The 25,259-nt window shown below is 68.6% G+C and carries 22 protein-coding genes; 5 read left to right on the forward strand and 17 right to left on the reverse strand.

Translation table 11 applies throughout. The features are described from left to right. The 12 genes from VNT50_RS11115 to coaE form a co-directional block, all read right to left on the reverse strand. Window positions 1-725 (reverse strand): phosphoglycerate kinase (locus VNT50_RS11115; RefSeq protein ID WP_325485182.1); only part of this gene is annotated, 725 nt, incomplete at its 3' end. A gap of 9 nt (window positions 726-734) precedes the next feature. Beyond that, window positions 735-1,745: a type I glyceraldehyde-3-phosphate dehydrogenase gene (gap, locus tag VNT50_RS11120; protein ID WP_325485183.1), complete on the reverse strand. Its 1,011-nt coding sequence runs from the start codon at window positions 1,743-1,745 to the stop codon at window positions 735-737. 104 nt (window positions 1,746-1,849) lie between these two features. Continuing rightward, the gene (locus VNT50_RS11125; RefSeq protein WP_325485184.1) at window positions 1,850-2,476 is read right to left on the reverse strand and encodes a superoxide dismutase; all 627 of its coding nucleotides are present in this window, start codon (window positions 2,474-2,476) and stop codon (window positions 1,850-1,852) included. Between the two features lie 153 nt (window positions 2,477-2,629). Further along, window positions 2,630-3,610 carry a DNA-binding protein WhiA gene (gene whiA / locus VNT50_RS11130; RefSeq protein ID WP_325485185.1) on the reverse strand — a complete coding sequence of 327 codons (981 nt, stop codon included), beginning with the start codon at window positions 3,608-3,610 and terminating at the stop codon, window positions 2,630-2,632. A 134-nt stretch (window positions 3,611-3,744) separates the two neighbouring features. After that, window positions 3,745-4,626, reverse strand: a complete 882-nt coding sequence (gene rapZ / locus VNT50_RS11135) for an RNase adapter RapZ (protein ID WP_325485186.1) — start codon at window positions 4,624-4,626, stop codon at window positions 3,745-3,747. 85 nt (window positions 4,627-4,711) lie between these two features. After that, the gene (gene uvrC / locus VNT50_RS11140) at window positions 4,712-6,616 is read right to left on the reverse strand and encodes an excinuclease ABC subunit UvrC (RefSeq protein ID WP_325485203.1); all 1,905 of its coding nucleotides are present in this window, start codon (window positions 6,614-6,616) and stop codon (window positions 4,712-4,714) included. A gap of 11 nt (window positions 6,617-6,627) precedes the next feature. Then, complete coding sequence (gene uvrA, locus VNT50_RS11145) at window positions 6,628-9,528, reverse strand: excinuclease ABC subunit UvrA (protein WP_325485187.1); 2,901 nt, start codon at window positions 9,526-9,528, stop codon at window positions 6,628-6,630. Window positions 9,529-9,599: 71 nt separating this feature from the next. Beyond that, the gene (locus VNT50_RS11150) at window positions 9,600-11,876 is read right to left on the reverse strand and encodes a 5'-nucleotidase C-terminal domain-containing protein (protein WP_325485188.1); all 2,277 of its coding nucleotides are present in this window, start codon (window positions 11,874-11,876) and stop codon (window positions 9,600-9,602) included. 156 nt (window positions 11,877-12,032) lie between these two features. Beyond that, window positions 12,033-12,470: a MarR family winged helix-turn-helix transcriptional regulator gene (locus tag VNT50_RS11155; protein ID WP_325485189.1), complete on the reverse strand. Its 438-nt coding sequence runs from the start codon at window positions 12,468-12,470 to the stop codon at window positions 12,033-12,035. Window positions 12,471-12,811: 341 nt separating this feature from the next. Then, window positions 12,812-14,893 (reverse strand): excinuclease ABC subunit UvrB, encoded by a 2,082-nt coding sequence (uvrB, locus tag VNT50_RS11160; RefSeq protein ID WP_325485190.1) that lies wholly within the window; start codon window positions 14,891-14,893, stop codon window positions 12,812-12,814. A 70-nt stretch (window positions 14,894-14,963) separates the two neighbouring features. Continuing rightward, window positions 14,964-15,545 (reverse strand): hypothetical protein, encoded by a 582-nt coding sequence (locus VNT50_RS11165; RefSeq protein WP_325485191.1) that lies wholly within the window; start codon window positions 15,543-15,545, stop codon window positions 14,964-14,966. A gap of 126 nt (window positions 15,546-15,671) precedes the next feature. Then, entirely contained in the window at window positions 15,672-16,280 is a 609-nt protein-coding gene (gene coaE, locus VNT50_RS11170; RefSeq protein WP_325485192.1) for a dephospho-CoA kinase, read from the reverse strand. A 247-nt stretch (window positions 16,281-16,527) separates the two neighbouring features. Here coaE and VNT50_RS11175 point away from each other — a divergent pair, with 247 nt between their 5' ends. Genes VNT50_RS11175 through VNT50_RS11195 form a run of 5 tightly spaced genes read left to right on the forward strand, consistent with a single transcriptional unit; the run spans window position 16,528 to window position 19,658 of the window. Then, window positions 16,528-17,082: a hypothetical protein gene (locus tag VNT50_RS11175; protein WP_325485193.1), complete on the forward strand. Its 555-nt coding sequence runs from the start codon at window positions 16,528-16,530 to the stop codon at window positions 17,080-17,082. A gap of 54 nt (window positions 17,083-17,136) precedes the next feature. Continuing rightward, window positions 17,137-17,676: a signal peptidase I gene (locus VNT50_RS11180; protein WP_325485194.1), complete on the forward strand. Its 540-nt coding sequence runs from the start codon at window positions 17,137-17,139 to the stop codon at window positions 17,674-17,676. Next, window positions 17,673-18,218, forward strand: a complete 546-nt coding sequence (locus tag VNT50_RS11185) for an LAVTG motif-containing sortase-dependent surface protein (RefSeq protein ID WP_325485195.1) — start codon at window positions 17,673-17,675, stop codon at window positions 18,216-18,218. The genes VNT50_RS11180 and VNT50_RS11185 overlap by 4 nt, the downstream gene beginning before the upstream one ends. Then, window positions 18,215-18,778 (forward strand): hypothetical protein, encoded by a 564-nt coding sequence (locus VNT50_RS11190; RefSeq protein ID WP_325485196.1) that lies wholly within the window; start codon window positions 18,215-18,217, stop codon window positions 18,776-18,778. Before VNT50_RS11185 ends, VNT50_RS11190 begins: the two co-directional genes overlap by 4 nt. A 10-nt stretch (window positions 18,779-18,788) precedes the next feature. Next, window positions 18,789-19,658 carry a response regulator transcription factor gene (locus VNT50_RS11195; protein WP_325485197.1) on the forward strand — a complete coding sequence of 290 codons (870 nt, stop codon included), beginning with the start codon at window positions 18,789-18,791 and terminating at the stop codon, window positions 19,656-19,658. 1 nt (window position 19,659) lies between these two features. On the opposite strand, the gene VNT50_RS11200 is transcribed toward VNT50_RS11195, so the two are convergent. The 5 genes from VNT50_RS11200 to VNT50_RS11220 form a co-directional block, all read right to left on the reverse strand. Next, window positions 19,660-20,823, reverse strand: a complete 1,164-nt coding sequence (locus tag VNT50_RS11200) for a diguanylate cyclase domain-containing protein (RefSeq protein WP_325485198.1) — start codon at window positions 20,821-20,823, stop codon at window positions 19,660-19,662. Next, window positions 20,823-22,475 carry a sensor histidine kinase gene (locus VNT50_RS11205; RefSeq protein WP_325485199.1) on the reverse strand — a complete coding sequence of 551 codons (1,653 nt, stop codon included), beginning with the start codon at window positions 22,473-22,475 and terminating at the stop codon, window positions 20,823-20,825. Before VNT50_RS11205 ends, VNT50_RS11200 begins: the two co-directional genes overlap by 1 nt. Before the next feature lie 45 nt (window positions 22,476-22,520). Continuing rightward, window positions 22,521-23,240 carry a hypothetical protein gene (locus tag VNT50_RS11210; protein WP_325485200.1) on the reverse strand — a complete coding sequence of 240 codons (720 nt, stop codon included), beginning with the start codon at window positions 23,238-23,240 and terminating at the stop codon, window positions 22,521-22,523. A gap of 101 nt (window positions 23,241-23,341) precedes the next feature. Beyond that, window positions 23,342-24,283 (reverse strand): NAD-dependent epimerase/dehydratase family protein, encoded by a 942-nt coding sequence (locus VNT50_RS11215; RefSeq protein WP_325485201.1) that lies wholly within the window; start codon window positions 24,281-24,283, stop codon window positions 23,342-23,344. Window positions 24,284-24,421: 138 nt separating this feature from the next. Then, the coding region (locus tag VNT50_RS11220; protein WP_325485202.1) for a S1 RNA-binding domain-containing protein at window positions 24,422-25,259 on the reverse strand (838 nt) is incomplete at its 5' end.

A 25,259-nucleotide genomic window follows, 5' to 3' on the forward strand; every position in this document is an offset into this window, starting at 1 on the left:
AGGCTCGCACCGACCTTGTGACCCTGGGCGGCGAGGAAGGTGAAGAGCATGCCGCCGCCGATGAGGAGGCGATCGACGCGCGGGAGGAGGTGTGAGATGACGCCGAGCTTGTCGCTGACCTTCGAGCCGCCGAGCACGACCGCATACGGCCGCTCGGGGTTCTCGGTCAGGCGGTCGAGCACATCGAGTTCCGCCGCGATCAGCAGGCCGGCCGCCGAGGGCACCAGTTCGGCCAGGTCGTAGACGCTCGCCTGCTTGCGGTGCACGACGCCGAAACCGTCCGAGACGAGCACGTCGCCGAGCTCGGCGAGCTGCTCCGCGAAAGCCCGGCGCTCCGCGTCATCCTTCGCCGTCTCCCCCGCGTTGAAGCGCAGGTTCTCGATCACCGCGACGTCGCCGTCTTCGAGCGAGGCAACGGTGTCGCGGGCGGAATCGCCGACCGTGTCATGTGCGAATTCGACGGGTTTGCCGAGCAGCTCCGAAAGGCGCTGCGCGACGGGAGCGAGGCTGTACTTCGCGTCGGGGGCGCCGTCGGGACGGCCGAGGTGCGAGCACACGATGACGCGGGCGCCTTGGTCGATGAGGGCGTTGAGCGTAGGGAGCGACGCGCGCACGCGGCCATCGTCCGTGATCGCGCCGTCCTTCAGGGGGACGTTGAGATCACAGCGGACGATGACACGCCTGCCGGCGAGCGAACCCAGCGACTCGAGGGTGCGCAGAGCCATCGGGACGACCTAGAGACGCTCGGCGACGTACTCGGTCAGATCGACGAGGCGGTTGGAGTAGCCCCATTCGTTGTCGTACCACCCCGAGACCTTGACCAGGTTGCCGCTGACGTTGGTCAGCTCCGAGTCGAAGATCGACGAGTGCGGGTTGAGCTGGATGTCGCTCGATACGATCGGGTCTTCCGTGTACTCCAGGTAGCCGGCCAGGGGGCCCTCGGCCGCTGCGGCCTTGTAGGCGGCGTTGACCTGGTCGGCGGTCAGTCCCTCGGTGGGGGTGACGATCGTCAGGTCGACGATCGAGCCGGTGGGCACAGGCACCCGGTAGGACGAGCCGCTCAGCTTGCCGTTCAGTTCGGGCAGCACGTGCCCGATGGCCTTGGCTGCCCCCGTCGATGCGGGGACGATGTTGATCGCTGCACCACGGGCGCGGCGCAGATCACTGTGCGGGCCGTCCTGCAGGTTCTGGTCGGCCGTGTAGGCGTGCGCGGTCATCATGAAGCCACGCTCGATGCCGAAGGCGTCATTGAAGACCTTCGCGAGCGGCGCGAGGCAGTTCGTGGTGCAGGACGCGTTCGAGATGATGACGTGGTTCTCGGGCTCGTATGCATCCTCGTTGACACCCATGACGATCGTGACGTCGTCGCCGGTGGCCGGTGCCGAGATCAGGACCTTCTTCGCGCCGCCCGCAACATGCTTCTTGGCATCTTCCGCGTTGGTGAACCGGCCGGTCGACTCGATGACGATGTCGACGCCGAGCTCGCCCCAGGGCAGGTTCGCGGGGTCGCGCTCTTCGAAGACCTTGATCTTGCGGCCACCGACGGTGATGGAGTCCTCGTCGTACGAGACCTCTTCGCCGAGGGGGCCGCCGACCGAGTCGTACTTCAGCAGGTGGGCGAGCGTCTTGTTATCGGTGAGGTCGTTGACCGCGACGACTTCGAGGTCTGCGCCCTGCGCGAGCGCCGCGCGGAGGTAGTTGCGCCCGATGCGGCCGAAGCCGTTGATGCCGATCTTGACAGACACGGATGTCTCCTGTTTTCTCGTGCGCGGAAGCGCGGTTGCTGCAGATTCAGACGGATGGAACAACGGCGTCCCGGGCGGAGGTCCGCCCGGGACGCCCACACTCGCTAAGACAGTACCAGCAGGCCCGCGCTCTTCTCACGGGCGGTGGTGAAGCGCGTCTGCACGTTCTCCCAATTGGCGATGTTCCAGAAAGCCTTGACGTAGTCGGCGCGGACGTTCTTGTAGTCGAGGTAGTACGCGTGCTCCCAGACATCGAGCAGGAGGAGCGGGACGGTGCCCGCCGCGAACTGCGACTGCTGGTCGAAGAACTGCTGGATGATCAGGTTCTCGCCGATGGAGTCCCAGAACAGTCCGGCCCACCCGGAGCCCTGCACGCCCAGCGCGGCAGCCGTGAAGTGCGCGGAGAAGGCGTCGAACGAGCCGAAGTGATCGTCGATGGCCGACGCGAGCTCGCCGGTCGGCTTGTCGCCGCCGTTCGGAGAGAGGTTGGTCCAGAAGATCGAGTGGTTGGTGTGGCCGCCGAGGTTGAAGGCGAGGTCCTTCTCGAGCTTGTTGACGTAGGCGAAGTCACCCTTGCTGCGCGCTTCGGCCAGCTGCTCGAGCGCCGTGTTGGCGCCGGTCACGTAGGCCTGGTGGTGCTTGCTGTGGTGCAGTTCCATGATCGTGCCGCTGATGCTCGGCTCGAGCGCTGCGTAGTCGTACGGGAGTTCCGGGAGCGTGTACTTGGCCATTGTCGCTTCTTCCTATCCGCGCCGAAGCCGGCGCTTGTCGGGGGGCTCCGCACCACGCGGCACGCGGCCGGAGCGGACCCTCTCATCCTAGCGAGCGGCAACGTCGCGGGCAGGGGTTTGCTTCCCGGGATGACGGGATCGGCGCGTGGGTTGTCACGCCTCTTCGAAGCCGGCCGGGACGGCCGCATCCGTTCCGGGTATGCCCTCTTGCTCGGCGCGCTTGTCGGCCATCGCGAGGAGGCGACGGATCCGGCCGGCGACGGCATCCTTCGTGAGCGGCGGGTCGGCGTGGTGGCCGAGCTCGTCGAGGCTCGAATCCCGGTGTGCGAGGCGCAGCGCGCCGGCCTCCGCAAGGTGATCGGGCACTTCGTCGCCCAGGATCTCGAGGGCCCGCTCGACCCGCGCGCACGCGGCGACAGCGGCCTGGGCCGAGCGCCGCAGGTTGGCGTCGTCGAAGTTCACGAGGCGGTTGACGCCGGCGCGCACCTCGCGGCGCTGGCGCAGCTGGTCCCATTCGGTGGCCGTGCGCTCCGCGCCCATGGCCGAGAGCATCGCCCGGATCGCCTCGCCGTCGCGGATGACGACGCGCGGTACGCCGCGCACCTCACGAGCCTTCGCGGAGACGCCGATGCGGTGGGCGGCGCCCACGAGGGCCATCGCCGCCTCCGGGGCCGGGCACGTCACCTCGAGCGCGGCCGAACGGCCGGGCTCGCTGAGGGAGCCGCCGGCCAGGAACGCACCCCGCCAGATCGCGGCCAGGTCGGCGCGTGAGCCGGTCGTGAGCTTGTTCGGCAACCCGCGCACGGGGCGGCGGCGGGCATCGAGGAGTCCCGTCTGACGGGCGAGCGTCTCGCCCCCGTCGATGACCCGCACGGCGAAGTGGCTGCCGTTGCGCGCTCCGGAGCCCTGCACATGGGCGATCTCGGGCCGGACTCCGTAGATCTCGACAAGGTCGCGCGCGACGCGTCGAGCGAGCGCCTCGGTATCGACCTCGGCCTCGACGGCGACACGGCCGGCGATCGAGTGCAGCCCACCCGAGAATCGCAGGATGGCGGTCACCTCGGCCACGCGCACCGTCGCCCTGGCATCGCGCACGGCGATCAGTTCGCCCTTCACGTCGGCGGTCAGTGCCACGGGACTCCTCACATCAGGAAAGACTGGGTCACATCAAAAAAGACAGGGTCACACGAAGGAAGACTGGGTCATCGAGGGACCGGTTCGCGCGACTGGAGCGACGCAAACGCCCAGCCTACCCCCGGCGGCGGCTTCTATTCACGCCCGAGATCGCGATGTTTGACGCGCACGGCCACGCCGGGGAGCGCGCGCAGACGCTGCGCCAGCTCGATCGCCGTCGCGACGGAGCGGTGCTTTCCCCCGGTGCACCCGACCGCGACCGTCGAATGCCGCTTGTTCTCCCGCTGATAGCCCGAGATCACGGGATCGAGCGCGGCGGCGTACGCGTCGATGAACTCCGCGGCGCCCTCCTGCTCGAGCACGAAGTCGCGCACGGCCTCGTCCTCACCCGTGAGTGCGCGAAGTTCTTCGTTCCAGAACGGGTTCGGGAGGAAGCGCATGTCGGCGACCATGTCGGCATCGGGCGGCAGCCCGTACTTGAATCCGAAGCTCATGACGGTGAGGGTGTGGCGCGCAGAGCCCTCGGCCGAGAAGAGCTCTGCGACCTGGGTGGCGAGCTGATGGATGTTGTGGTGCGACGTGTCGATGATGACGTCGGCGCTCTCACGTACTGCCGAGAGTCTGTCGCGCTCGAGCCTGATCCCGTCGAGGATCGTTCCGTCGCCCTGTAGAGGGTGCGGGCGGCGCACCGCCTCGAAGCGCCGCACGAGCACCTCGTCGGAGGCGTCGAGGAAGACGAGCCGCACCCGGCTGCCGTCGCGGAGGCTCCGCATGACCTCGGGCAGCTCGGCGAAGAGATCCCGGCCGCGGACATCGACCACCGCCGCCACCCGCGGCAGTGCGCCGCCGACACGGTCGGCGAGATCCAGAAGAGGCCGCAGCATCTGCGGCGGAAGGTTGTCGACGACGTACCAGTCGAGGTCCTCGAGCGCGTTGGCGGCCGTCGACCGGCCGGCACCCGACATCCCGGTGACGATCAGCACCTCACCGATGCCGTCCTGTGCCGCGTCCGCCATAGCCCCCCTGTCGCCGCTTCCAGCCTAGCGAGTCGCCCCGGCCGTCCGAGACGGGATTGCGCCCTCGACCACACCCGGGTCGTCGTCAGCGCGCCGCGAGGTGGGAGTGGATCGAGGCCGCGAGCTTGGGGCCGACACCGGGGAGCCGCGAGATCTCATCCGGCGACGCCGCCTTCAGTGCCGTGACCGATCCGAAGTGCCGGAGGAGGGCCTTGATGCGGGCCTCGCCGAGGCCCGGCACCTCCGTCAGGACGCTGGTGATGTCGCGCTTGCGCCGGCGTCGCTGATGCGAGATCGCGAAGCGGTGAGCCTCGTCGCGCAGCCGCTGCAGGAGATAGAGGGCCTCGCTCGTGCGGGGAAGGATGACGGGATACTCGTCCCCCGGCAGCCACACCTCCTCGAGCCGTTTCGCGATACCGCAGAGTGCGATCTCCTCGTGGCCGGCATCCGCGAGGGCGCGCGCTGCCGCCTCCACCTGCGGGCGCCCGCCGTCGACGACGAGCAGCTGCGGCGGGTAGGCGAAGCGCGGGCGCTTGCGCGTGGTGGCGACGGTGTCGTCGCTCGTGACGTCGGGGACGGGCTCGTCGCTCTCGTCCGGCCGGTCGAGGTAGGCGAGACGACGCGTCAGGACCTGGTGCATCGAGTCGGTGTCGTCGGTGGTCTCGGAGATCGAGAACGAGCGGTACTGATCTTTGCGGGGAAGTCCGTCTTCGAACACGACCATCGACGCGACGACGTTCGTGCCGCCCAGGTGCGAGACGTCGAAGCACTCGATGCGCAGCGGAGCCTCGGTGAGGCCGAGCGCCTCCTGGAGATCGGTGAGCGCCTGCGTGCGGGCGACATAGTCGCTCGTGCGCCGGGTCTTGTGCAGCATGAGGGCTTGCTGCGCGTTGAGCGTCGCGGTGCGCATCAGCTCCGCCTTCTGCCCGCGCTGGGCCACCTGAATCGTGACCGGCCGCTCGCGGCGCAGCCGCAGCCACTGCTCGAGCTCCGCGGCGTCGTCGGGCATCGCGGGCACGAGCACCCGGCGCGGGATGTCGGACGCGGGAGCATCGCCGTAGGCACGCTGCAGCACCTGATCGACGAGGTCGCCGCCCGCGATGTCCAGCTCTTTGTCGATCGTCGTCGCGCGCACACCGCGCACGCGACCGCCGCGGATCACGAAGTGCTGCACGGCGGCGGACAGCTCGTCTTCGGCGATGCCGAACAGATCGGCGTCGACGTCTTCACCCAGCACCAGGGCGCTCCGCGAAAGCACCGCATCGATCGCGGACAGCTTGTCGCGAAAGCCGGCCGCGGACTCGTAGTCCATCGCGGCGGAGGCCGCCCGCATCCTTGCCGTCAGCTCCTTCTTGAATCGCTCGTCGCCACCCGACATGAATGCAACGAAATCGTCGACGATCGCCCGATGCTCCTCGATCGTGACCCGACCCGAACACGGACCGCCGCATCGCCCGATCTGGCCGGGGAAGCACGGCCGGCCCGTCTGCATGGCCTTCTTGTAGCTGGAGTCGCTGCAGGTGCGGATCGGGAAGACCTTGATCATCAGGTCGATCGTGTCGTGCACCGCCCAGACCTTCGGGTACGGCCCGAAGTACTTCGCGCCCGGGATGCGGCGGTTGCGGGTGACGGTGACCCGCGGCGCCTCGTCGCCGAGCGTGACGGCCATGAACGGGTACGACTTGTCGTCCTTGTAGCGCACGTTGAACGGCGGATCGAACTCCTTGATCCACATGTACTCGAGCTGGAGCGAGTCGACGTCGCTCGCTACGACGGTCCATTCGACGGATGCCGCGCTCGTGACCATGCGGCGGGTGCGCTCGTGCAGCGTCTGCAGCGGCGCGAAGTAGTTCGACAGGCGGGCGCGGAGATTCTTGGCCTTGCCGACGTAGAGCACGCGGCCGGCGGCGTCGCGGAAGCGGTAGACGCCGGGGTTCGTCGGAATCTCGCCCGGCTTGGGTCGGTACGACAGCGGAGACGGGCGGGCTATCGGCGCCACGCTCAGCCGGCCTTGCGCGACAACGGTCCCTGGGCCTCTCGAAGGGCGAGCACGTCCGCGAGGAACTCGCCGGTGAAGCTCCCCTCGGTGGTCGCGACCTTCTCGGGGGTGCCCACCGCGACGATCCGTCCCCCGCCGGAACCGCCCTCGGGGCCGAGGTCGATGATCCAATCGGACGACTTGATCACGTCGAGGTTGTGCTCGATGACGATGACCGTGTTGCCCTTGTCGACGAGTCCGTTGAGCACCTCGAGGAGCTTGCTGACGTCCTCGAAGTGCAGTCCCGTCGTCGGCTCGTCGAGCACATAGATGCTGCGCCCGTTGCTCCGGCGCTGCAATTCGGTCGCGAGCTTGACACGCTGCGCCTCGCCGCCCGAGAGCGTCGTCGCGGACTGCCCGAGCCGCACATAGCCGAGGCCCACGTCGACGAGTGTCCTCAGGTAGCGGTGGATCGCCTGGATCGGCTCGAAGAAATCGGCCGCCTCGGCGATCGGCATCTCGAGCACTTCGGCGATGTTCTTGCCCTTGTAGTGCACCGCCAGCGTGTCTCGGTTGTAGCGCTTGCCGTGACAGATCTCGCAGTCCACGTAGACGTCCGGCAAGAAGTTCATCTCGATCTTGATCGTGCCGTCGCCCGAGCATGCCTCGCACCGGCCGCCCTTGACATTGAAGCTGAAGCGACCCGGCTGGTAGCCGCGCACCTTCGCCTCGGGCGTCTCGCTGAAAAGTGTGCGGATGCGGTCGAACACGCCCGTGTACGTGGCCGGGTTCGACCGCGGCGTGCGTCCGATGGGCGCCTGGTCGACGTGCACGACCTTGTCGAGGTTGTCGAGCCCGGTCACCCGCGTGTGCTTGCCGGGCACCCGACGGGCGCCGTTGAGTCGCGTCGCCAGGACTTCGTAGAGGATGCCGTTGACGAGCGTCGACTTGCCGGAGCCGCTGACGCCGGTCACGGCCGTCAGAACGCCGAGCGGGAACTCCGCGGTGACGTTCTGCAGGTTGTTCTCGCGCGCGCCGACCACCGAGATCATGCGCGATCGGTCGATGCGCCGGCGCTTCTTCGGCGTCTCGATCTCGCGCCGACCCGAGAGGTAGTCGCCGGTCAGCGACGCGGGTTCGGCGATGAGCGCCTCGTAGGGGCCGGAGTGGACCACCGCGCCGCCGTTGACGCCCGCACCGGGGCCGATGTCGACGACCCAGTCGGCCGCGTGGATGGTCTCTTCGTCGTGCTCGACGACGATCAGCGTGTTGCCGAGGTCGCGCAGCGTGACGAGGGTCTGAATCAGACGCCGGTTGTCGCGCTGGTGCAGCCCGATCGAAGGCTCATCGAGCACGTAGAGCACGCCCGTCAGGCCCGATCCGATCTGCGTCGCGAGGCGGATGCGCTGCGCCTCGCCGCCGGACAGCGTGGCGGCCGCACGACTCAAGCTCAAGTAGTTGAGCCCGACCTGGATGAGGAAGTCGAGGCGCACGCGGATCTCGCGGAGCACCTGCGCCGCGATCGTCGCCTCGCGATCGGTGAGCTCTAGCCGCGCGAAGTAGTCGCGCGCCCCGCCGAGGCTCAATCGCGACGCCTCGGCGATCGAATGCCCGTGCACCATAACGGCGAGCACTTCGGGCTTGAGCCGGTCGCCGTCGCACACCGGACACGGCACTTCGCGCAGGTAGTCCGACCACCGGACGCGCTGCGTGTCGGTCTCGGCCTGCATGTACTGCCGCTCGATGTAAGGCACGACGCCCTCGAAGCCCGAGGCGTACCGCATCTCGCGCCCGTACCGGTTTTTCCAGCGCACGGTGACCTTGTAGTCCTCGCCGCGCAGGACCGCCTCCTGAACCTCCTCGGGAAGGTTCTTCCACGGGGTGTCGAGCGAGAAGTCCAGGTCGCGCGCGAGCCCCTCGAGCAGTCGCTCGTAGTACTGGAACAGCCCCTTGCCCTGGGTCGTCCACGGGATCAGCACGCCCTCGCGGATGGACAGGGAGTCATCGGCGAGCATGAGGTCGACATCCACCGACATGCGCGTGCCGAGGCCGGAGCACGCCGGGCACGCACCGAACGGGGCGTTGAACGAGAACGTGCGCGGCTCGATCTCGGTGAGCTGCAGGGGGTGACCGTTGGGACAGGCCAGCTTCTCGGAGAAGTTCTGCCACGCGGCATCCCCCTCTTCGTCGACGAAGTTGACCTGCACGACCCCGCCCGCCAGAGCGAGGGCCGTCTCCACGGAGTCGGTCACGCGGCTGAGGATGTCATCGCTCGCCACGAGCCGGTCGACGACCACGGCGATGTCGTGCTTGTAACTCTTCTTGAGGGTGGGCGGCTCGGCGAGCTGGATCAGGTCGCCGTCGACGATCGCGCGGGAGTAGCCCTTGGCACCGAGTTCGCGGAAGAGGTCGACGAACTCGCCCTTCTTCTGGCTGACGATGGGGGCGACGATCTGGTACCGGGTGCGCTCGGGGAGCTCCATGAGCTGGTCGGCGATCTGCTGCACCGTCTGGCGCTGGATGACCTCGCCGCACTCCGGACAATGCGGAACGCCGATGCGCGCCCACAAGAGTCGCATGTAGTCGTAGATCTCGGTGATCGTGCCGACCGTCGAACGCGGGTTGCGGTTGGTCGACTTCTGGTCGATCGACACGGCCGGGCTCAGGCCCTCGATGAAATCGACGTCGGGGCGATCGACCTGTCCGAGGAACTGGCGGGCGTACGCACTCAGCGATTCGACGTAGCGGCGCTGGCCCTCGGCGAAGATCGTGTCGAACGCCAGGCTCGACTTTCCCGACCCGCTCAGGCCCGTGAAGACGACGAGGGAGTCACGCGGGATGTCGAGGTCGACGTTCTTGAGGTTGTGAACGCGGGCACCGCGAACACTGAGTTTTCCGGAGCTGGCGACGGGGACGATGGGCACCCATCAAGTGTAGGCGGGGCCTCCGACACTGAGGTCGGAGGCCCCGCGCAAGGGGTGGTCGTGCGACTGGGTCACCAGACGATGACGGGCACCCATCCGCTCGTCGAGGCCTGGGCGAGATCGGATCCGCCGTAGCCGGCCGACAGCTTGTGTACGCCCTTGCCGAGGGTCGGGAGCGTGACCTTGACCTTGCCCTTGTGCTTCTCGGTGAGCGTCGCCGTGGCGATGGGCGTCTCCCCATCGAGGATCGTGACCTCGCCGGTCGGCACGACGCCGCCTTCGGCGAGCACGATGACCGTGTACTGGATCGTGGCCTTGGACTTGGCGAACACCTTGTTCGGGAGCCCGATGGTGACCGTGTCGGCCTTCTCGAACACCGTGATCGGGACCTCGAACGACGTGCCCGTGGTGGGCACCGTCACGCTCAGCGGCACGACCCCTGAGACCCCTGCGGGAACGGTGACGTTCAGCGTGGCCTGGCCGCCGAGGTCGGTCGTCGCGACCGGCGTGCGATCGATCGGGGCGGAACCGACCGGGATGCCGCCGATGGCGAGGTTCACCGTGCCGCCCACGACCTCGCTCGTGCTGAACTCCAGCGACGAGAGGGCGACATCGATCGGCGTGCCGACCTCGTAGCCGCGCTCGTCCTGCGGCGCCGTGAGACTCACGCCGATGGAGCGCTGCGCCTGATCGGGCGTCGCCGTCTCGATGAACGCCATGTAGTCGACCATCGACTCGAGGTCGACCTTGCCCGTGTCGCGCTTGCCGGTACCCGCCGCGAACGCCGGGAAGTTGTCACCGCCGGCTGCCAAGAACGAATTGACCACGACGCGGTACGTCGCCGCCGGGTCGAGGTCCGCCCCGTCGAGCGTGATGCGCGTGATGCGCTGACCGCTGGGAGCGGCCGGATCGAAGGTGTAGTTCAGGCTCTTCGAGACACCGAGCTTGAGGAACGGCCGCTGTGCGCCCGCGGGCTGCCACTGCTGCTCCAGCGCATCCTTCACCTGCGCGCCGGTGAGCGTCAGAGTGACGAGCGTGTTCGCGAACGGCTGGACCGCGGCCGCCTCCTTGTACGTGAGCACACCGTCGGGCGCCTGCACCATGTCGGCCCGGAGCCCACCGGGGTTCATGAACGCGATCTGCGTGGCGGCATCCGCCCGTTGCGCCGACCACAGCTGGGCATCCGCGACGAAGTTGCCGAGCGTGGATTCCGCTCCGCGGTTCTCCGTGGTGGGATTGAGCTTCGCCCGGTTGATGTCGGCGGTGATGGTGCCGAGGGGCACCGCGCCAAGAGGCCCGGCGGCGTCGACCGCAGCCTGCACGATCGCCGCCACCTCGGGGTCACCCGGCGCGTAGTTCGGGAACGGGGCGGGCGTCGTGGCCGGCGGCACGGGGGTGGTCCACATGTCGTGGATCGTGTTGACCATCGACAGGATCTCTTTGGTGTCGGGGTCGACCTGGATCTTCATGTCGCTGAACTTCTCGCCGTACTGGCCCGACGAGATGACGGGTCGGCCGTCGATCACGTGGTTGTAGGCGAGGTGGGTGTGGCCCGAGACGATGGCATCGACATCGTCGTCGACTCCGTTGACGATCGCCCCGAAGGGGCTGGCGGGGTCGGTCGCCGATGCGATGTTCGTCGTCGCGGCGCCCTCGTGCACGAGCAGCACGACGACGTCGGCCTCGCCGTTGCCGGCGTCGCCGTCGCGCAGGTTGTCGGCGGCCCGATTCACCTCGGTGACGATGTCGCGCACCTCGAGCGTGGCGATGCCCGCGGGGTTGACGAGCGAGGGCAGCTCCTCCGTCACCGCTCCGACGAACCCGATCGTGACGCCGTCGAAGGTCTTCGTATAGGTCTCCGTAAGCGCGGGTGCGCCGTTCTCGTAGACGTTGGCGGCGATGTACTCCCAGTTCGCCCGGTCCTGCACGCGAACGCGGAGGTCGTCCCACCCGCGGTCGAACTCGTGGTTGCCCGCGGCGCTGACGTCCAAGCCCGCGGCGTTCAGCCCGTCGATCGTGGGGTTGTCGTCCTGGATGAAGGACTCGAAGGTCGATGCGCCGATCATGTCGCCCGCCGCGGCGAAGACGGTGTTCGGGTTCGTCGCCCGGATCCCGTCGACCGCCTGCGCGAGGGCAGCGAGTCCTCCGGCGGGACCGGAGGGCGACTGCTGGGTGATCCGACCGTGGAAGTCATTGACGGTCACGAGGTCGATCAGCACGGGATCGGCCGCCTGGGCGGCCGGTGCAACCGCCGCGCCGACGCCGAGGGCGGCGACGGTGGCGACGGCGCCGACGGCAAGCCGGCGACGGACGGATGTCGGGCGGACGGGGTAGGACCTTGGTCGCATGGCGGTTCCTCTGTTGGCAAGTCGGACGGGTGCCCGCGCGGCGGAACCGCACGGGATGCACCGCTCACGAGCCTACGAATGCGACCCCACGCCGCCTAGGAGCATGAGGAAGTGTTCACCGTTTCGCAACGCGTGATGCGCGCAACGGCCAGCGCTTCACTCCGCGCCGCGGCGGCCGGCGAACGGAGCAAGTGCGTCGCGAAGCCCGGCCAGCCGCGCGGCATCCATTCCGACGCGTTCCATCACCTGCGCGGGCACGTCGAGGGCTCGGCTCCGGAGGGCCACACCCTCCTCGGTGAGGGTGATGGCGAGCGTGCGCTCATCACCCAGCCGCCTCGTGCGGGCGACCAGGCTCTGTGCCTCGAGGCGCTTGACGAGCGGCGACACGGTCGCCGAGTCGAGGGCGAGCTCGTCGGCGAGTTCGCCGAGCGAGCGCGGGGAACTCTCCCACAGCGCGAGCATGACGAGGTACTGCGGGTGGGTCAGGCCCAATGGTTCGAGGATCGGTCGGTAGATCGCCACCACGTTGCGAGCGGCCGTCACCAGCGCGAAGCACACCTGGCTGTCCAGCTTCAGGATGTCGGTCTCGGTCATGCGGTCAATTCTAGCGTGCACGAATAGTTGGTACACTAAGTGTCATGGGTCACGACATGTTCCCCCGCGAACGCATTCGCGCCGCCGGGGGGTTCTACGCCTGGTTCAACGCATGGCTGATCCGCAGGGCCGGGCCCGCGGCGGTCGGACCGTACGACGCCTCTCCCCCGCGGCCGGAGCCTGTCTGCCCGCTCTGCGGCGCCGAGATGACACGACACGAATTCGACCGTTCGGGCCCGAAGGCCCTGATGTACTGCCCCTGATGCCCTGCGCGGCCCTCCTGCTGCACCGCCCGGCCCCACTGCGCCGCCCACGATTCAGGGGGCGGCCGCGCGGGCCTGCTACGCGTGACCGGCCTTCTCCATCTGACGCAGATCCCGCTTGAGATCTTGCACTTCGTCGCGCAGCCGCGCGGCGAGCTCGAACTTCAGCTCCCCCGCGGCCGCGAGCATCTGGTTGCTGAGGTCCGCGATCGTGGCCTCGAGCTGGTCGGCGCCCTCGGCCGCGATGCCGGTGCGGCGCAGCCCCGGGGTCGGTGACTTGCCCTTCCCGGACTTCAGCTTCGCGGAGGTCCGCTTGGAGAGCATCTCTGCCGTGTCCGCGCCCTCGCGTGCCAGCACCTCGGTGATGTCCGCGATGCGCTTGCGGAGCGGGGTCGGGTCGATGCCGTGCTCGAGGTTGTAGGCGACCTGTTTGTCACGGCGCCGGTCGGTCTCCTCGATCGCGGCCTTCATCGAGTCGGTGATCTTGTCGGCGTACATGTGCACCTCGCCGGAGACGTTTCGGGCAGCGCGGCCGATCGTCTGGATGAGCGATGTGCCGCTGCGGAGGAACCCCTCCTTGTCGGCGTCGAGGATCGACACCAGTGAGACCTCGGGCAGATCGAGACCCTCGCGGAGCAGGTTGATCCCGACGAGCACGTCGTACACGCCGGCACGCAGCTCCGTCAGGAGCTCCACGCGACGGAGGGTGTCGACATCCGAATGCAGATATCGCACGCGCACCCCGTGCTCGCCGAGGAAGTCGGTGAGCTCCTCGGCCATCTTCTTCGTCAGCGTCGTGACGAGCACGCGCTCATCGCGCGCGGCGCGCTTGCGGATCTCCTCGAGGAGGTCATCGATCTGCCCCTTCGACGGTTTCACGACGATGTGCGGGTCGACGAGGCCCGTGGGGCGGATGATCTGCTCGACGACGCCGTCGGCGATGCCCATCTCGTACCGACCGGGGGTCGCCGAGAGATACACGGTCTGTCCGACGCGGTTCTTGAACTCGTCCCAGCGGAGCGGGCGGTTGTCCATGGCGCTCGGGAGCCGGAAGCCGTGCTCGACGAGTGTGCGCTTGCGCGAGGCATCCCCCTCGTACATCGCGCCGATCTGCGGCACCGTCACGTGCGACTCGTCGATGACGACGAGGAAGTCATCGGGGAAGAAGTCGAGGAGGCAGTGCGGCGCCTCTCCCGGCTGACGGCCGTCGATGTGGCGGGAATAGTTCTCGATGCCCGAGCAGAAGCCGAGCTGCTGCATCATCTCGAGGTCGAACGAGGTGCGCATGCGCAGCCGCTGCGCCTCGAGCAGCTTGCTCTGGCTCTCGAGCTCCTTCAGCCGGCCTTCGAGCTCGGTCTCGATCGTGCCGATCGCCCGCTGCATCTTGTCGGTGCCCGCGACGTAGTGGGACGCGGGGAAGATGGGCACCGAGTCCATGCGCTGCACGACGTCTCCGGTGAGGGGATGCAGCATGTACAGAGCCTCGATCTCGTCGCCGAAGAGCTCGATGCGGATCGCGTATTCCTCGTAGACCGGGATGATCTCGATCGTGTCGCCGCGCACGCGGAAGTTGCCTCGGGAGAAGTCCACGTCGTTGCGGTTGTACTGCATCGAGATGAAGCGACGGATGAGGGCGTCGCGGTCGTACTGCTCTCCCACCTGCAGTGCCACCATCGCGCGCAGGTACTCCTCGGGCGCACCAAGGCCGTAGATGCAGGAGACCGTGGACACCACGATCACGTCGCGCCGCGAGAGCAGCGAATTCGTGGTGGAGTGCCGCAGGCGCTCGACCTCGGCGTTGACCGAGGAGTCCTTCTCGATGAAAGTGTCGGTCTGCGGCACGTACGCCTCGGGCTGGTAGTAGTCGTAGTAGGAGACGAAGTACTCGACGGCGTTGTTCGGCATGAGCTCGCGGAACTCGTTGGCGAGCTGGGCAGCCAGTGTCTTGTTGTGCGCGAGAACAAGCGTCGGGCGCTGCACCTGCTCGACGAGCCATGCGGTCGTGGCGGACTTTCCCGTTCCCGTCGCGCCGAGCAGCACGACGTCGGTCTCGCCGGCGTTGATGCGCTGTGCGAGATCGGCGATCGCCTGGGGCTGGTCACCGCTGGGTACGTACTCGCTGACGACCTCGAACGGTCGCACGCTGCGCGTGGTCTGCATGATTCCAGCCTAGGCGGGGGCTCCGACACCGGGGCAGGGTTCGCTGGGGGCGCACCGCGCCCCTGCGGCGTCAGCCGAAGCCGCCTCCGTCGAACCCCCCTCCGAATCCACCGAAGCTCCCGGCATCCATTCCCGGGAACGAGCCGGCGTCGTATGCTCCACCGCCGTCGAAACCGCCGCCCGCGTCTGCCCCGAACGCCCCGCCATCGGCACCGGCCGACCCGCGGTCGACCATGTCGGTGACCCAGGCGGGCTCGCCGGCGAGTCCGAGCGAACCCGCGCCGACCGTGAAGTACGAGTACACCGCCGAGCTCACGAGGAAGTGGTACGCGACGAGTGGCATGATGCCCGCCTGCGTGAGCAGGTCGGGCGCGGCGAACTGCACGGCGGTGTCGGCCTTGCCGCGGGCGTGCGCCGCTTCGGATGAAGCCGCCGCACCGGAGGCCGCGCGCCGTTCCTCCGCACGTCGTACGAGTCGCGCGAGCAGCGCGGGCTCAGCGGCCTGTGCGCGCTCCTCCTCCGACATGAAGGGCCGCAGCTGTTCGAACATCTCCTGTCGGCGTTCGAGGGGGACATCCTTGAAGGCGGCCTCGTGCGCGCGCTCGATGACAGAGGCGGGCAGGGTATTGAGGAGGTAGACGTAGCGAGACATCCGCTCTTCGTCGGACAGGGCCGTGTAGGGCGATCTGCGCCGACTTCGGAATCGATCGAACATGCCCATGCCGCACCTCCGCGTCAATGGACACAGAATATCGCGGGCCGGGGGATGCGCGACAGGTCAGGCGCTCGCATCGGTGCGGATGCGCTCCCACAGGGCGTCGGTCCGCTGCAGTGTCTGCTCGAGCGTTCCGGCGGTGTCGATCACGACATCCGCGATCGCGAGCCGCTTCTCGTCGGAGACCTGCGACGCGATGCGAGCGTGCGCGGATGCCGCATCCAGCCCGCGCTCGTGCACAAGGCGGGCCTCGCGCTGTGCAGCGGGGGCATGCGCGACGACGATGAGGTCCCAAGGGTCATCGACGCGCGCCTCGACGAGGAGCGGGACGTCGTAGACCACCACGGCCGCGGGGTCGGCGGCGAGTGCCGCCTCGAAGCGTCGCTGAGACTCGACCAGCACGGCCGGGTGCACGATCGCGTTGAGTCGGCGCAGCGCCTCGGCGTCGCCGAACACCATCGCCCCCAGCGCCGCGCGATCGAGCGAGCCGTCGTCGGCGATCACCGCGGCGCCGAATTCCGCCGCGATCGCCTCGAGCACCGGCGACCCGGGCTGCTGCACATCACGGACGATCGCATCGGCGTCCACCACGACGGCGCCGTGTTCGGCCAGGCGGCGGGCGATGGTCGACTTGCCCGATGCGATGCCGCCGGTCAGAGCAATGAGTGGCATGGAACGAGCATGCCACGCGCGCCCGGGACGACCGCTTCATCGGTTTTCCGCGGCCCCCGGCCCGAACCTCAGGTTCCGCTCAAGAAACCGGCCCTTGTCCCCCATTCGGGGGACAAATCCTGTGTCCCCCTTAAGGCCGACATGAGTCCCCCTTAAGGGGGACACCGTAACGTCGTCTTCATCGACACCGGGGCTCGGGAGCTCCGGTCGGGACAACCACCCAGACCCTCTGCCGGAAAGGCCGAAAATGAACGAAGCAACCGCCACCGAAACCGGCACCCGCCGCGCCGCCCGCACCCAGACCCGCAAGGGCAAGGGCCGCGTCATCATCGCCGTCGGCCTCGCCGCGCTGGCGGTCACCGGCATGGGTGCCGCCGCAACCAGCGCCGCCTGGACCGACAACGTGTTCTTCTCGGCGCAGGCACAGGCGGCGACGTTCAACCTTCAGGGTTCGCTCGATGGCACGACGTGGCTCGAGTCGAACAACGCCGGCGCGATCGAAATCGTCGTACCCGCCACCACATTCGCCAACCTGCTGCCCGGCCAGAGCCGCCAGGTCGAGCTGCGCGTGAAGAACCTCGGCTCGGTCTCGGCCGCTCTCAGCTCGACCGTCGCGTTCACCGGCAGCACGTTCGCGGCCAACCCGGCAGCCGTGGTCTCCGACCTGGCGACGAGCGTCGCCGCGGGCGGCAACGACACCTTCGTCCTGACGGTGACCGCGCCGAGCGACTGGCCGACGGCGAACCAGGGCAAGTCGGCCACGATCGTCGTGACGATCGCCGGCACCGCGACCGCCGCCTAGCCATACCGACCACGCCATCCCCACCCGACGAGACAAGAGACGAGGACACCCGATATGCATACTCTGCGACGCCTCTCCCTTGCCGCCCTCTGGGTTCTCGCCGTGGTGGGGATCGCGTGCGGCCTGGTGTGGGCCGCGACCGCGGCCGGCATCATCAAGCCGCTGGTCGTGATCTCGGGCTCGATGGAGCCCGGCATCATGACGGGCGACCTCCTGGTCGCCACACGGGTACCTGCCACCGATCTTCGCGTCGGTGACGTGGTCAGCCTGCAGGGCGAGCTGACCGACAACCTGGTGACGCACCGCATCGAGAAGATCCAGTCCTTGGGGGACGAGAACTGGGCCATCTCGATGAAGGGCGACAACAACGAATTCTCGGACGCGCTGGACTATCAAGTCATGGGCGCGGTCTGGAAGCCGGCGATGCAGCTGAGCGGTTGGGGGACCGCCATCATGCGCATGGGGACGCCGGCAGTCGCGTTGCCCCTCGTCATCGGGTTGCTCGGTCTGCTCGGGTTGACCTTGTTGATCCCGGCACCGGTGCGGGTGCGTACGCCCCGCCGTGTACCGGCGACCGAAGGAGCGGTGTCGTGAGGGGGACGCGAATCACCGCCATCGGTCTGCTGGCTGTCGTCGGGGGTGCCCTTCTGGGGATGGGCGCCTCCGCGACGGCCACGGCAGCCACGACCATGCCGATCACCTTCGATCTGGGCGTGGTCCTGCCGGGCGAGAGCCGGATCATGTCGGAGCGGGTGACGATCGACACAGACTCGATCGTCGCGTCGGCGGTGTGGATCGAGCGCAGCGGGGTCGCCTCGTGGGACGCCGAACTCTGCGCAACCGGCGGGGACTGCACCGACATCTCGGCGCTCCAGGGCGCGTCGCTCCGTGCGGGCGAGTACGACCTGAGCGCGTCGATCACCATTCCCGCGGACGCTCCGCGGGGGACGGTGTCGGCGGCAGCCGGCGTGCTGCGGCTCACCGCGATGCCCGGCCACCTCGGCACCGGCGAGCAGGGGGAGCTCGCCGCCACCGGGTCGGCCGTGCCCTGGGTGGTGGTGGGCGCGGGGGCGCTCACCGCCACCGTCGGGGCCCTGCTGCTCGCGACTCGACGCCGACGGGTGGGCGACTCGTGAGCGCGCGGAGCATTGGCCGGCGGGCGATCGGCGCCATCGCGCTGATCGCCGCTCTAGCCGGGGGTGTCGCCGCGATCACGGCGCTCTCGCCGACTCGCGCCGCATGGACCGATCAGACCGTCGCGTCGGCGACGGTCAGCTCAGGCACGTGGGTCGCAGTCCCGGTGGGCAACACGTGCACCGCTCTCGACTGGCGCGGCGTCGCCGTCGGCACCTGCGCGGTGAGGTCGATCACCTACGACGAGTGGGGCTGGGCGGGCAACCACACACGAAACATGTACCTGACCTTCACCGTCTCGAGCGTGGCGACCCAGTCCATCCGCTTCGACGTCGACCTCGCGACGGCCACCGGAACGCCGTCGGGGAACGGCACCTGGAACTGGTCGACCGCCGCGACGCTCGCGTGGGGCCAGATGACACCGACCTCGGCGTGCACTGCCCTGCCGAGGCTGCAAGGCACGACGGTCTCGGGATGGACCTGGCTGCTCAGCCCTCCCGTCTACTTCTCGGCCACCGACAACCGCGCCGGCGCAGCCCCCGGCTCGATCTCCTGCACGTAGGCGACACAGCATGCCTGGGGATGCATTCAAGAAGGTTTTCTGGGATATCGTGGCGGAAGTCCCGGTCGACGTATTCGCGGAGCCGGATGACGCAGGGGGTATTCCGGTGCAGAGCGCACGCGTCGCGGTGGTCGTCGAGGACGAACCCGACATCCGCTCCCTGCTCGCCGATGTTCTCGAACAGGCGGGTTTCGTCGTGCACACGGCTTCGACGGGTCTGGAGGGCATCGAACTGGTGCGTGACCACGAACCGGTCGTGACGACGCTGGATGTCAGCATGCCCGGCATGGACGGATTCGAGACCGCGAAGCGCATCCGCACCTTCAGCGCGACCTACCTCGTGATGCTGACGGCACGCTCCGACGAGATCGACACGCTGCAGGGCCTGCAATCGGGCGCCGATGACTACATCACGAAGCCGTTCCGGCCGCGAGAGCTGCGTGCCCGCATCGAGGCGATGCTGAGGCGCCCGCGCATCATCCAGACGACGGATGCCGGGGACGCCGAGGCGGCGCCTATGCCGGCGCCGTCCCTGCCACCCGCGTCGGAGTCCGCCGAGTGGCTCGAGCATCGCGGGCTGCGCCTGCACCCGGGCATGCGCATCGTCGTGCTTGCCGGGTCCGAGGTCGATCTCACCCGTTCGGAGTTCGACATACTGTGCGATCTGCTCGAGTCCGGGCGACGCGTCGTGAGCAAGGGCGATCTCGCCATCCTCCTCCGCGGCGATCGTGGTACGGGCTCGGACTATGTGACAGACCACGATGTCCGTACCATCGAGGTGCACGTCGCGAACCTGCGCCGGAAGCTCGGTGAATCGCCCGTGCATCCGAAGTGGATCGAGACGGTGCGAGGAGCCGGCTACCGGCTCACAGCGGGCTGACTCAGTCGCTCCCCGCGAGGATGACGCTCGCATCAGGGCTGTCGGCGGCGCGGCTCGCGGCGCCGCGGGCCGCCTCGACGAGCGTGTCGGGGTCGTACCCTGCGGCGTCGCTGAGGGCGATGCCGACGCCGACCACCGGGATCACGCTCCCGCTGAGGGCGCTCAGCGCATCGATGAGCCCTCGGTGCACCCGCGTCGCCATGCGACGGGCTTCTGCGGGAGACGTGGGATGGATGCCGATGGCCAGGCTCTCTCTGCCGTCGTCGCCGATGAACGACGTCGTCGGGGCGAACCGCCGTGTCGCCTCGCGCCACGCCTGCCGCACCTCCTGAGCCTCGCCCGTGCCGAACGCGGTCGCGATCTGAGCCAGGTCGTCGAGGCGCACCGAGATGACGCCGATGAGCTCCCGGTTGCGTTCCGACCGCTCGATGCGATCGCCCAGCACCCGCGCGAACGCGGCCGGTTCGAGCACGCCATCGCTGCCGAGCCCGAGCATCGTGGTCGCGGAGCGCCCACGGAGCTGGACGCGCCCCGCACGAAGGACGGATGTCGTGATCACGGCGACGATGGTCAGCGTTATCGTGAGCAGGCTCGTCGCCGCCGGTCCGAACCAGTCCCGGAAGAGGGGTGAATCCGGCCCGACGGTCACGAACACGATCGACCTGCCCACGTAGTACAGGGACTGCAGGCCGAGCACGAACGCCATCCCGATGGCGTTGCGATTGCGGCCCATCTCCCCTCTGACGGATTCCCCCGTGCCTGCCGCGGCGAACACCGCCAGCGAGACGAACATCACGAGAGCCCCCGCCCAGTCGCCTCCGTCGGGTCCCTCGAGCACGACGGCCGCGAACGCGGCCGCTGACGCCGCGGCGACCACGCCGCCCGGCACCCGCATCGACCGCTCGTTGAATCGCCGGCAGCCGAGCCACAGGCATCCCGTTCCGGCCACGAACGCGGCGTTGCCGACGGCAACCGCCCACCAATTGTCGGGGGTCGTCGCCCAGATCAGGTAGGACAGCGTCGTGAGCATCCCGGCGAGGAATGCCAGTGCCCAGACGCGGCCCGCGCCCTCGTCCTTTCGGAGAAGCGTTTCGAGGACGAAGACGACCCCGGACACGAGCACCACGATGGCGGTCGCGATCGAGAGCGTCAGCTGGTCGAGCATCAGGGTTCCCTTCTCGGCGCGCGCAGCGGAAGTCGCACGACGAACGTCGATCCTTCCCCGAGGACGCTCCGCACGGTGATCTCGCCGCCGTGCGAGCGGACGATGTCGCGGCTGATCGCAAGACCCAGCCCACTGCCGTGCGTGGAGGTGTTGCGAACGGCGTCAGAACGGAAGAACCGCTCGAACAGCCGCGGCATCTCATCGAGTGCGATCCCAGGACCATCATCTCGCACGACGACCCATGCGTGATCCACGTCGCTGGTCACTCCGACCTCGACGGTTCCGCCGTCCCGCCCGTACTTCACGGCGTTCGAGAGCAGGTTGTCGAGCACCTGGCGGATGCGACCCGCGTCGATGAACGCCGTCGTCGGCTCGATGCCGGAGGAATCGATCGCCATATTGCGCGCCACGGCTCGGGGTTCGCTCGCCTCGATCGACGCACGCACGACGGCGTCGAGCGATTCCGGTGCGGTGCGCACCGAGAGCTCGACTCCCCCGCGCGCATCGGCGGACGCCGCGAGGATGTCCGCGACGATCGCCAGCAGCCGCGTGGCGTTGCGCTCCGCCACCTCGAGCTGACGGCGAGAGGAAGGGGAGAGGTCATCGCCGTCGAGCACCAGCTCGAGGTAGCCGAGGATCGAGGTGAGGGGTGTGCGCAGCTCGTGGGACACCGATGCGACGAGGTCTTCGCGCGCCCGCAGGGCCGTGACCTCCGCGGTCACGTCGCGAGAGACGATGATGCCGCCGACCTCCGAGCCGTCCGGATCGCGCAGGCGACGGGATGTCACGCTGAGGGCGCGGCGAGACTCCCCCGGTGTCCCGTACCAGACCAGCTCGGACTCGAACTCCTCGCCCGAGCGCGCTCGCGCGAGCGGCTCCTCCGATGGCACGAGCGGCGTGAGTCCGTCTGCGGCGTACACCGCTCGGTGGGTGTTCTCGAGCGCGCGGCCTCGGGGAATCGCCGTCTGCTGCAGACGGGCATGGGCCTCGTTCGTCACCGTCAGCCTCCCGTCGGCGGCGACCCGGATCACGCCGAAGTCGACGGCGTCGAGCACCTCCGTGACGATGTCCTCCTGTTCTCGGGCTCGCTCTACCGTGCGCGCGAGGAGGCGTGCCTGCTTGTCGAGAAGCGCCCGCTGGGCACCGGTGCGGCGCGACTGCAGATATGCGGTCGTCGCCACCGCGATGATCGTGAGCGGCACGAGGAATGCCACGGGCGTGAAGGCCTGGCCGGAGTCGAGGAAGATCGTCGCCCAGAACACGACGCTGATCGATACGCCACCGAAGATCAGACCGGCGAGACCGAAGGAGCCGGCCAGCCATGTTGCCGGAAACACCCACAGCAGCGCGAACCCAGACGTCGGGCTCGCGTCCCGCAGGATCATTATGGCGGCGATGTCGGCGACGGGCAGGGCCGCGCTCCACAACGGGGCGAGACCGTTCCACGGCACGATGAGAGCGGCGCCCGTGATGGCGAACACCAGCACGACGCCGGCGAGCAGAAGAGCGGAGTCGTTGGGCTGCCCGGTCACCACGACGAGGAGCGTCGCGATGAGGACGACCGATCCGAGCAGAAGCTGATTCAGCGCACTGGAGCGTCCGCGCGTGCGGTCCTCGCGGGCAACGCCCAGCCACAACGCCCGGTCCGCCATGCCTCGACGTTATCGTGTCGGTGCCGGCGGACCCGGTTGCCGGGGCTAGAAACCGTCGAACCCGCCGAAGTCCATGCCGCCGCCGTCGAACCCGCCGTCCCAGCCTCCCGCATCGGCGCCCGAGGCGTCGGCGCCGGAGGCATCGGCACTTGAGGCATCCGCACCGGCGGAATCCGCTCCGGGGTCGCCCGCGGCATCCGCCGATCCGTCCATGCCGCCCTGGTCGGACGCCATCGCGGGAGCCATGAACGAGCTCACGATCGCGGAGCCGATGACATAGCCCGCGATCGTGCCGAGCAGCGAGCTGCCGACCATCGAGCCGAAGCTCGGGCCCTGGCGCTCCGGGTTGCCCAGGGTGCGTTCCATGAAGCCGGGGTTCATGTATTCGGCACGCGTCGCCGCGCGGGCGAGGGCCTGCGGATCGGTGCTGCGCGGCTGCTCGAACGGTGGAAGCCCAGCGGAGACATCGGCGAGCACCTGCTGGCGCTGCTGCTCGGTCAGCTTGCCGAACGCCTCCGCGTGCACCTGTTCGATCGTTTCGGGCGGAGCCGTGCGCAAGAGGTAGCGGTAGCGCTCGATCGCGACCTCGTCTTCGCTGCGCGAAGCGGGGTCGAAAGAAGCGGATGCCGAACCCGCAGGCGGCGGCGTGAGGTCGGGGCGACCGGTGGCCGACGGTGCCGCGTACCGGCGCTGCTGGCCGTGTTGCGGAACCGGCGGCTGCTGCCGCTGCGGTTCGGTGCCGAACAGCCTGTCGAAGAATCCCATCGTTCGCTCCTTGAGGGTGGGACTGCCCACGCTACGGCCGTAGCCTTTGAGCCCGCTGGGTCTTCGCGACTGTTCCCGTGCGACGAGGGTGGATGCCGCGGCTACCTCGGGGGTCGACGCCGGTCACGGGAGTTCGCGGAGATCCCCTCCCGGATCGACGGATAGCGCGGGGCCCAGCCCAGCACCACGGCCGCTCGCTCGTTCGATACACGCATCGACACGCCCTCGAAGAGGGTCGCCGTGTAGGGGGCGCGCACCCGAATGAACCACCGCGGAACGGTCCGCGGTCGCGGCGTGCCGTAGTGCTCGGCGATCCTCATTACCAGGTCTCTGATGGTCGCCGGGGTGTCATCGACGATGTTATAGACGCCGCCCGGCTCGCCGCGCACGAGCGCCGCAACCGTGGCCGCTGCGGCATCCGCGTGATGGATGAACGGAATGTCTCCGCCGTGGCGCACCACGGGAAGCATCCGGCGACGCAACAGCGCTGCCGTCGTCCCCATGTCGGCCCCGTAGAAGATCCCGTAGCGAAGTGCGACCCCGTCGATGCCCCGGGCTGTCAGGGTCTGCCGCTCGGTGGAGTTCATGGCCGCGAGATGCTCGTCGAAGGCGTCTCCGCGCGGCACCGCAAAAGGGGCGTCCTCGTCGAGTCGACGAGTCCCGAGGTCGCCGAAACCGTAGCCCAGCACGATCGACTGCGTGAGAAAGCGCGTCGCCCCCGTCTCGCGGGCGACCTCGATGAGGTGCGCCGTGCCGTCGATGCGCAGCGCGTTGGTCGGGCGCATGTCCGCGTGCCGCAGAGGTGGCTTCTTCAGCGCGGTCAGTTCATGGATGACGGCGTCGAACGCCATGCCGCTCGTGGCCGCGAGCAGTGCTTCGCGATCCATCACGTCGACGGTCAGCGGCGCGGCGCCCAGAGCCTTCACACGATCACCACCGGCCCTCGACCGGCCGATGCCGACGACGTCGTGGCCAGCGCTGAGAAGCTGGGGAATGAGCACACGGCCGAGCGTGCCTGTCGCGCCCGCCAGCAGTACGCGCATCGAGAAGTCTCCTCCGACCCCGGGTGATCGTTGTTGCCGATCGTACGGGGCCGGTGGTGCATCGCGCATCGTTTTCGGCAAACGAGAAGGGGCCGCCACCCCGAGGTGACGGCCCTTCGCTTGTCCTGCGGAGAGGACTTAGACGTTTCCGCCCGACAGCTTCTCGCGGAGCGCGGCCAGGGCCTCGTCATCCGCGAGGGTCCCGGCGCCGGCCGAATCGCTCGAAAACGTCGAGCCGGCCGAGGTGGACTCCACGGGGCTGAAGCCGGCGGCCTCGGCCTCGAGCGTCTTCGCGACGGCGGCCTTGTGCTGCTCCCAGCGGGCCTGGGCAGCGGCGTACTCCAGTTCCCACTTCTCGCGCTCGGCGTCGGAGCCTTCCTTCCACGCCTGCGTCTCGACGTCGAAGCCCTCGGGGTACTTGTACTCTCCGTTGTCGTCGTACTCGGTGATCATGCCGTAGAGGGCGGGGTCGAACTCGGTGCCGTTGGGGTCGACCGACTCGTTCGCCTGCTTGAGCGAGAGCGAGATGCGACGACGCTCGAGGTCGATGTCGATGACCTTGACGAAGACCTCTTCGCCGACCGACACGACCTGCTCGGCGAGCTCGACGTGCTTGCCGGAGAGCTCCGAGATGTGCACGAGGCCTTCGATGCCGTCCGCGACGCGGACGAACGCGCCGAACGGGACGAGCTTCGTGACCTTGCCCGGGGTGACCTGGCCGATCGCGTGGGTGCGGGCGAAGACCTGCCACGGGTCCTCCTGCGTCGCCTTGAGCGAGAGCGACACGCGCTCACGATCGAGGTCGACCTCGAGGATCTCGACGGTGACTTCCTGACCGACCTCGACGACCTCGGAGGCGTGCTCGATGTGCTTCCACGACAGCTCGGAGACGTGCACGAGACCGTCGACGCCGCCGAGGTCCACGAACGCACCGAAGTTGACGATCGAGGAGACGACGCCCTTGCGGACCTGTCCC

The sequence above is a fragment of the Microbacterium sp. genome, assembly GCF_035554235.1.
GTDB lineage: Bacteria > Actinomycetota > Actinomycetes > Actinomycetales > Microbacteriaceae > Microbacterium.

Bases quoted from the DNA above. Each gene is read 5' to 3' on its own strand.
- VNT50_RS11125 (WP_325485184.1), bottom strand. From the start codon at position 2,476: ATGGCCAAGTACACGCTCCCGGAACTCCCGTACGACTACGCAGCGCTC.
- rapZ (WP_325485186.1), bottom strand. From the start codon at position 4,626: ATGGCGGACGCGGCACAGGACGGCATCGGTGAGGTGCTGATCGTCACC.
- VNT50_RS11150 (WP_325485188.1), bottom strand. From the start codon at position 11,876: ATGCGACCAAGGTCCTACCCCGTCCGCCCGACATCCGTCCGTCGCCGG.
- VNT50_RS11155 (WP_325485189.1), bottom strand. From the start codon at position 12,470: ATGACCGAGACCGACATCCTGAAGCTGGACAGCCAGGTGTGCTTCGCG.
- uvrB (WP_325485190.1), bottom strand. From the start codon at position 14,893: ATGCAGACCACGCGCAGCGTGCGACCGTTCGAGGTCGTCAGCGAGTAC.
- VNT50_RS11165 (WP_325485191.1), bottom strand. From the start codon at position 15,545: ATGTCTCGCTACGTCTACCTCCTCAATACCCTGCCCGCCTCTGTCATC.
- coaE (WP_325485192.1), bottom strand. From the start codon at position 16,280: ATGCCACTCATTGCTCTGACCGGCGGCATCGCATCGGGCAAGTCGACC.
- VNT50_RS11175 (WP_325485193.1), top strand. From the start codon at position 16,528: ATGAACGAAGCAACCGCCACCGAAACCGGCACCCGCCGCGCCGCCCGC.
- VNT50_RS11180 (WP_325485194.1), top strand. From the start codon at position 17,137: ATGCATACTCTGCGACGCCTCTCCCTTGCCGCCCTCTGGGTTCTCGCC.
- VNT50_RS11195 (WP_325485197.1), top strand. From the start codon at position 18,789: ATGCCTGGGGATGCATTCAAGAAGGTTTTCTGGGATATCGTGGCGGAA.
- VNT50_RS11200 (WP_325485198.1), bottom strand. From the start codon at position 20,823: ATGCTCGACCAGCTGACGCTCTCGATCGCGACCGCCATCGTGGTGCTC.
- VNT50_RS11205 (WP_325485199.1), bottom strand. From the start codon at position 22,475: ATGGCGGACCGGGCGTTGTGGCTGGGCGTTGCCCGCGAGGACCGCACG.
- VNT50_RS11210 (WP_325485200.1), bottom strand. From the start codon at position 23,240: ATGGGATTCTTCGACAGGCTGTTCGGCACCGAACCGCAGCGGCAGCAG.
- VNT50_RS11215 (WP_325485201.1), bottom strand. From the start codon at position 24,283: ATGCGCGTACTGCTGGCGGGCGCGACAGGCACGCTCGGCCGTGTGCTC.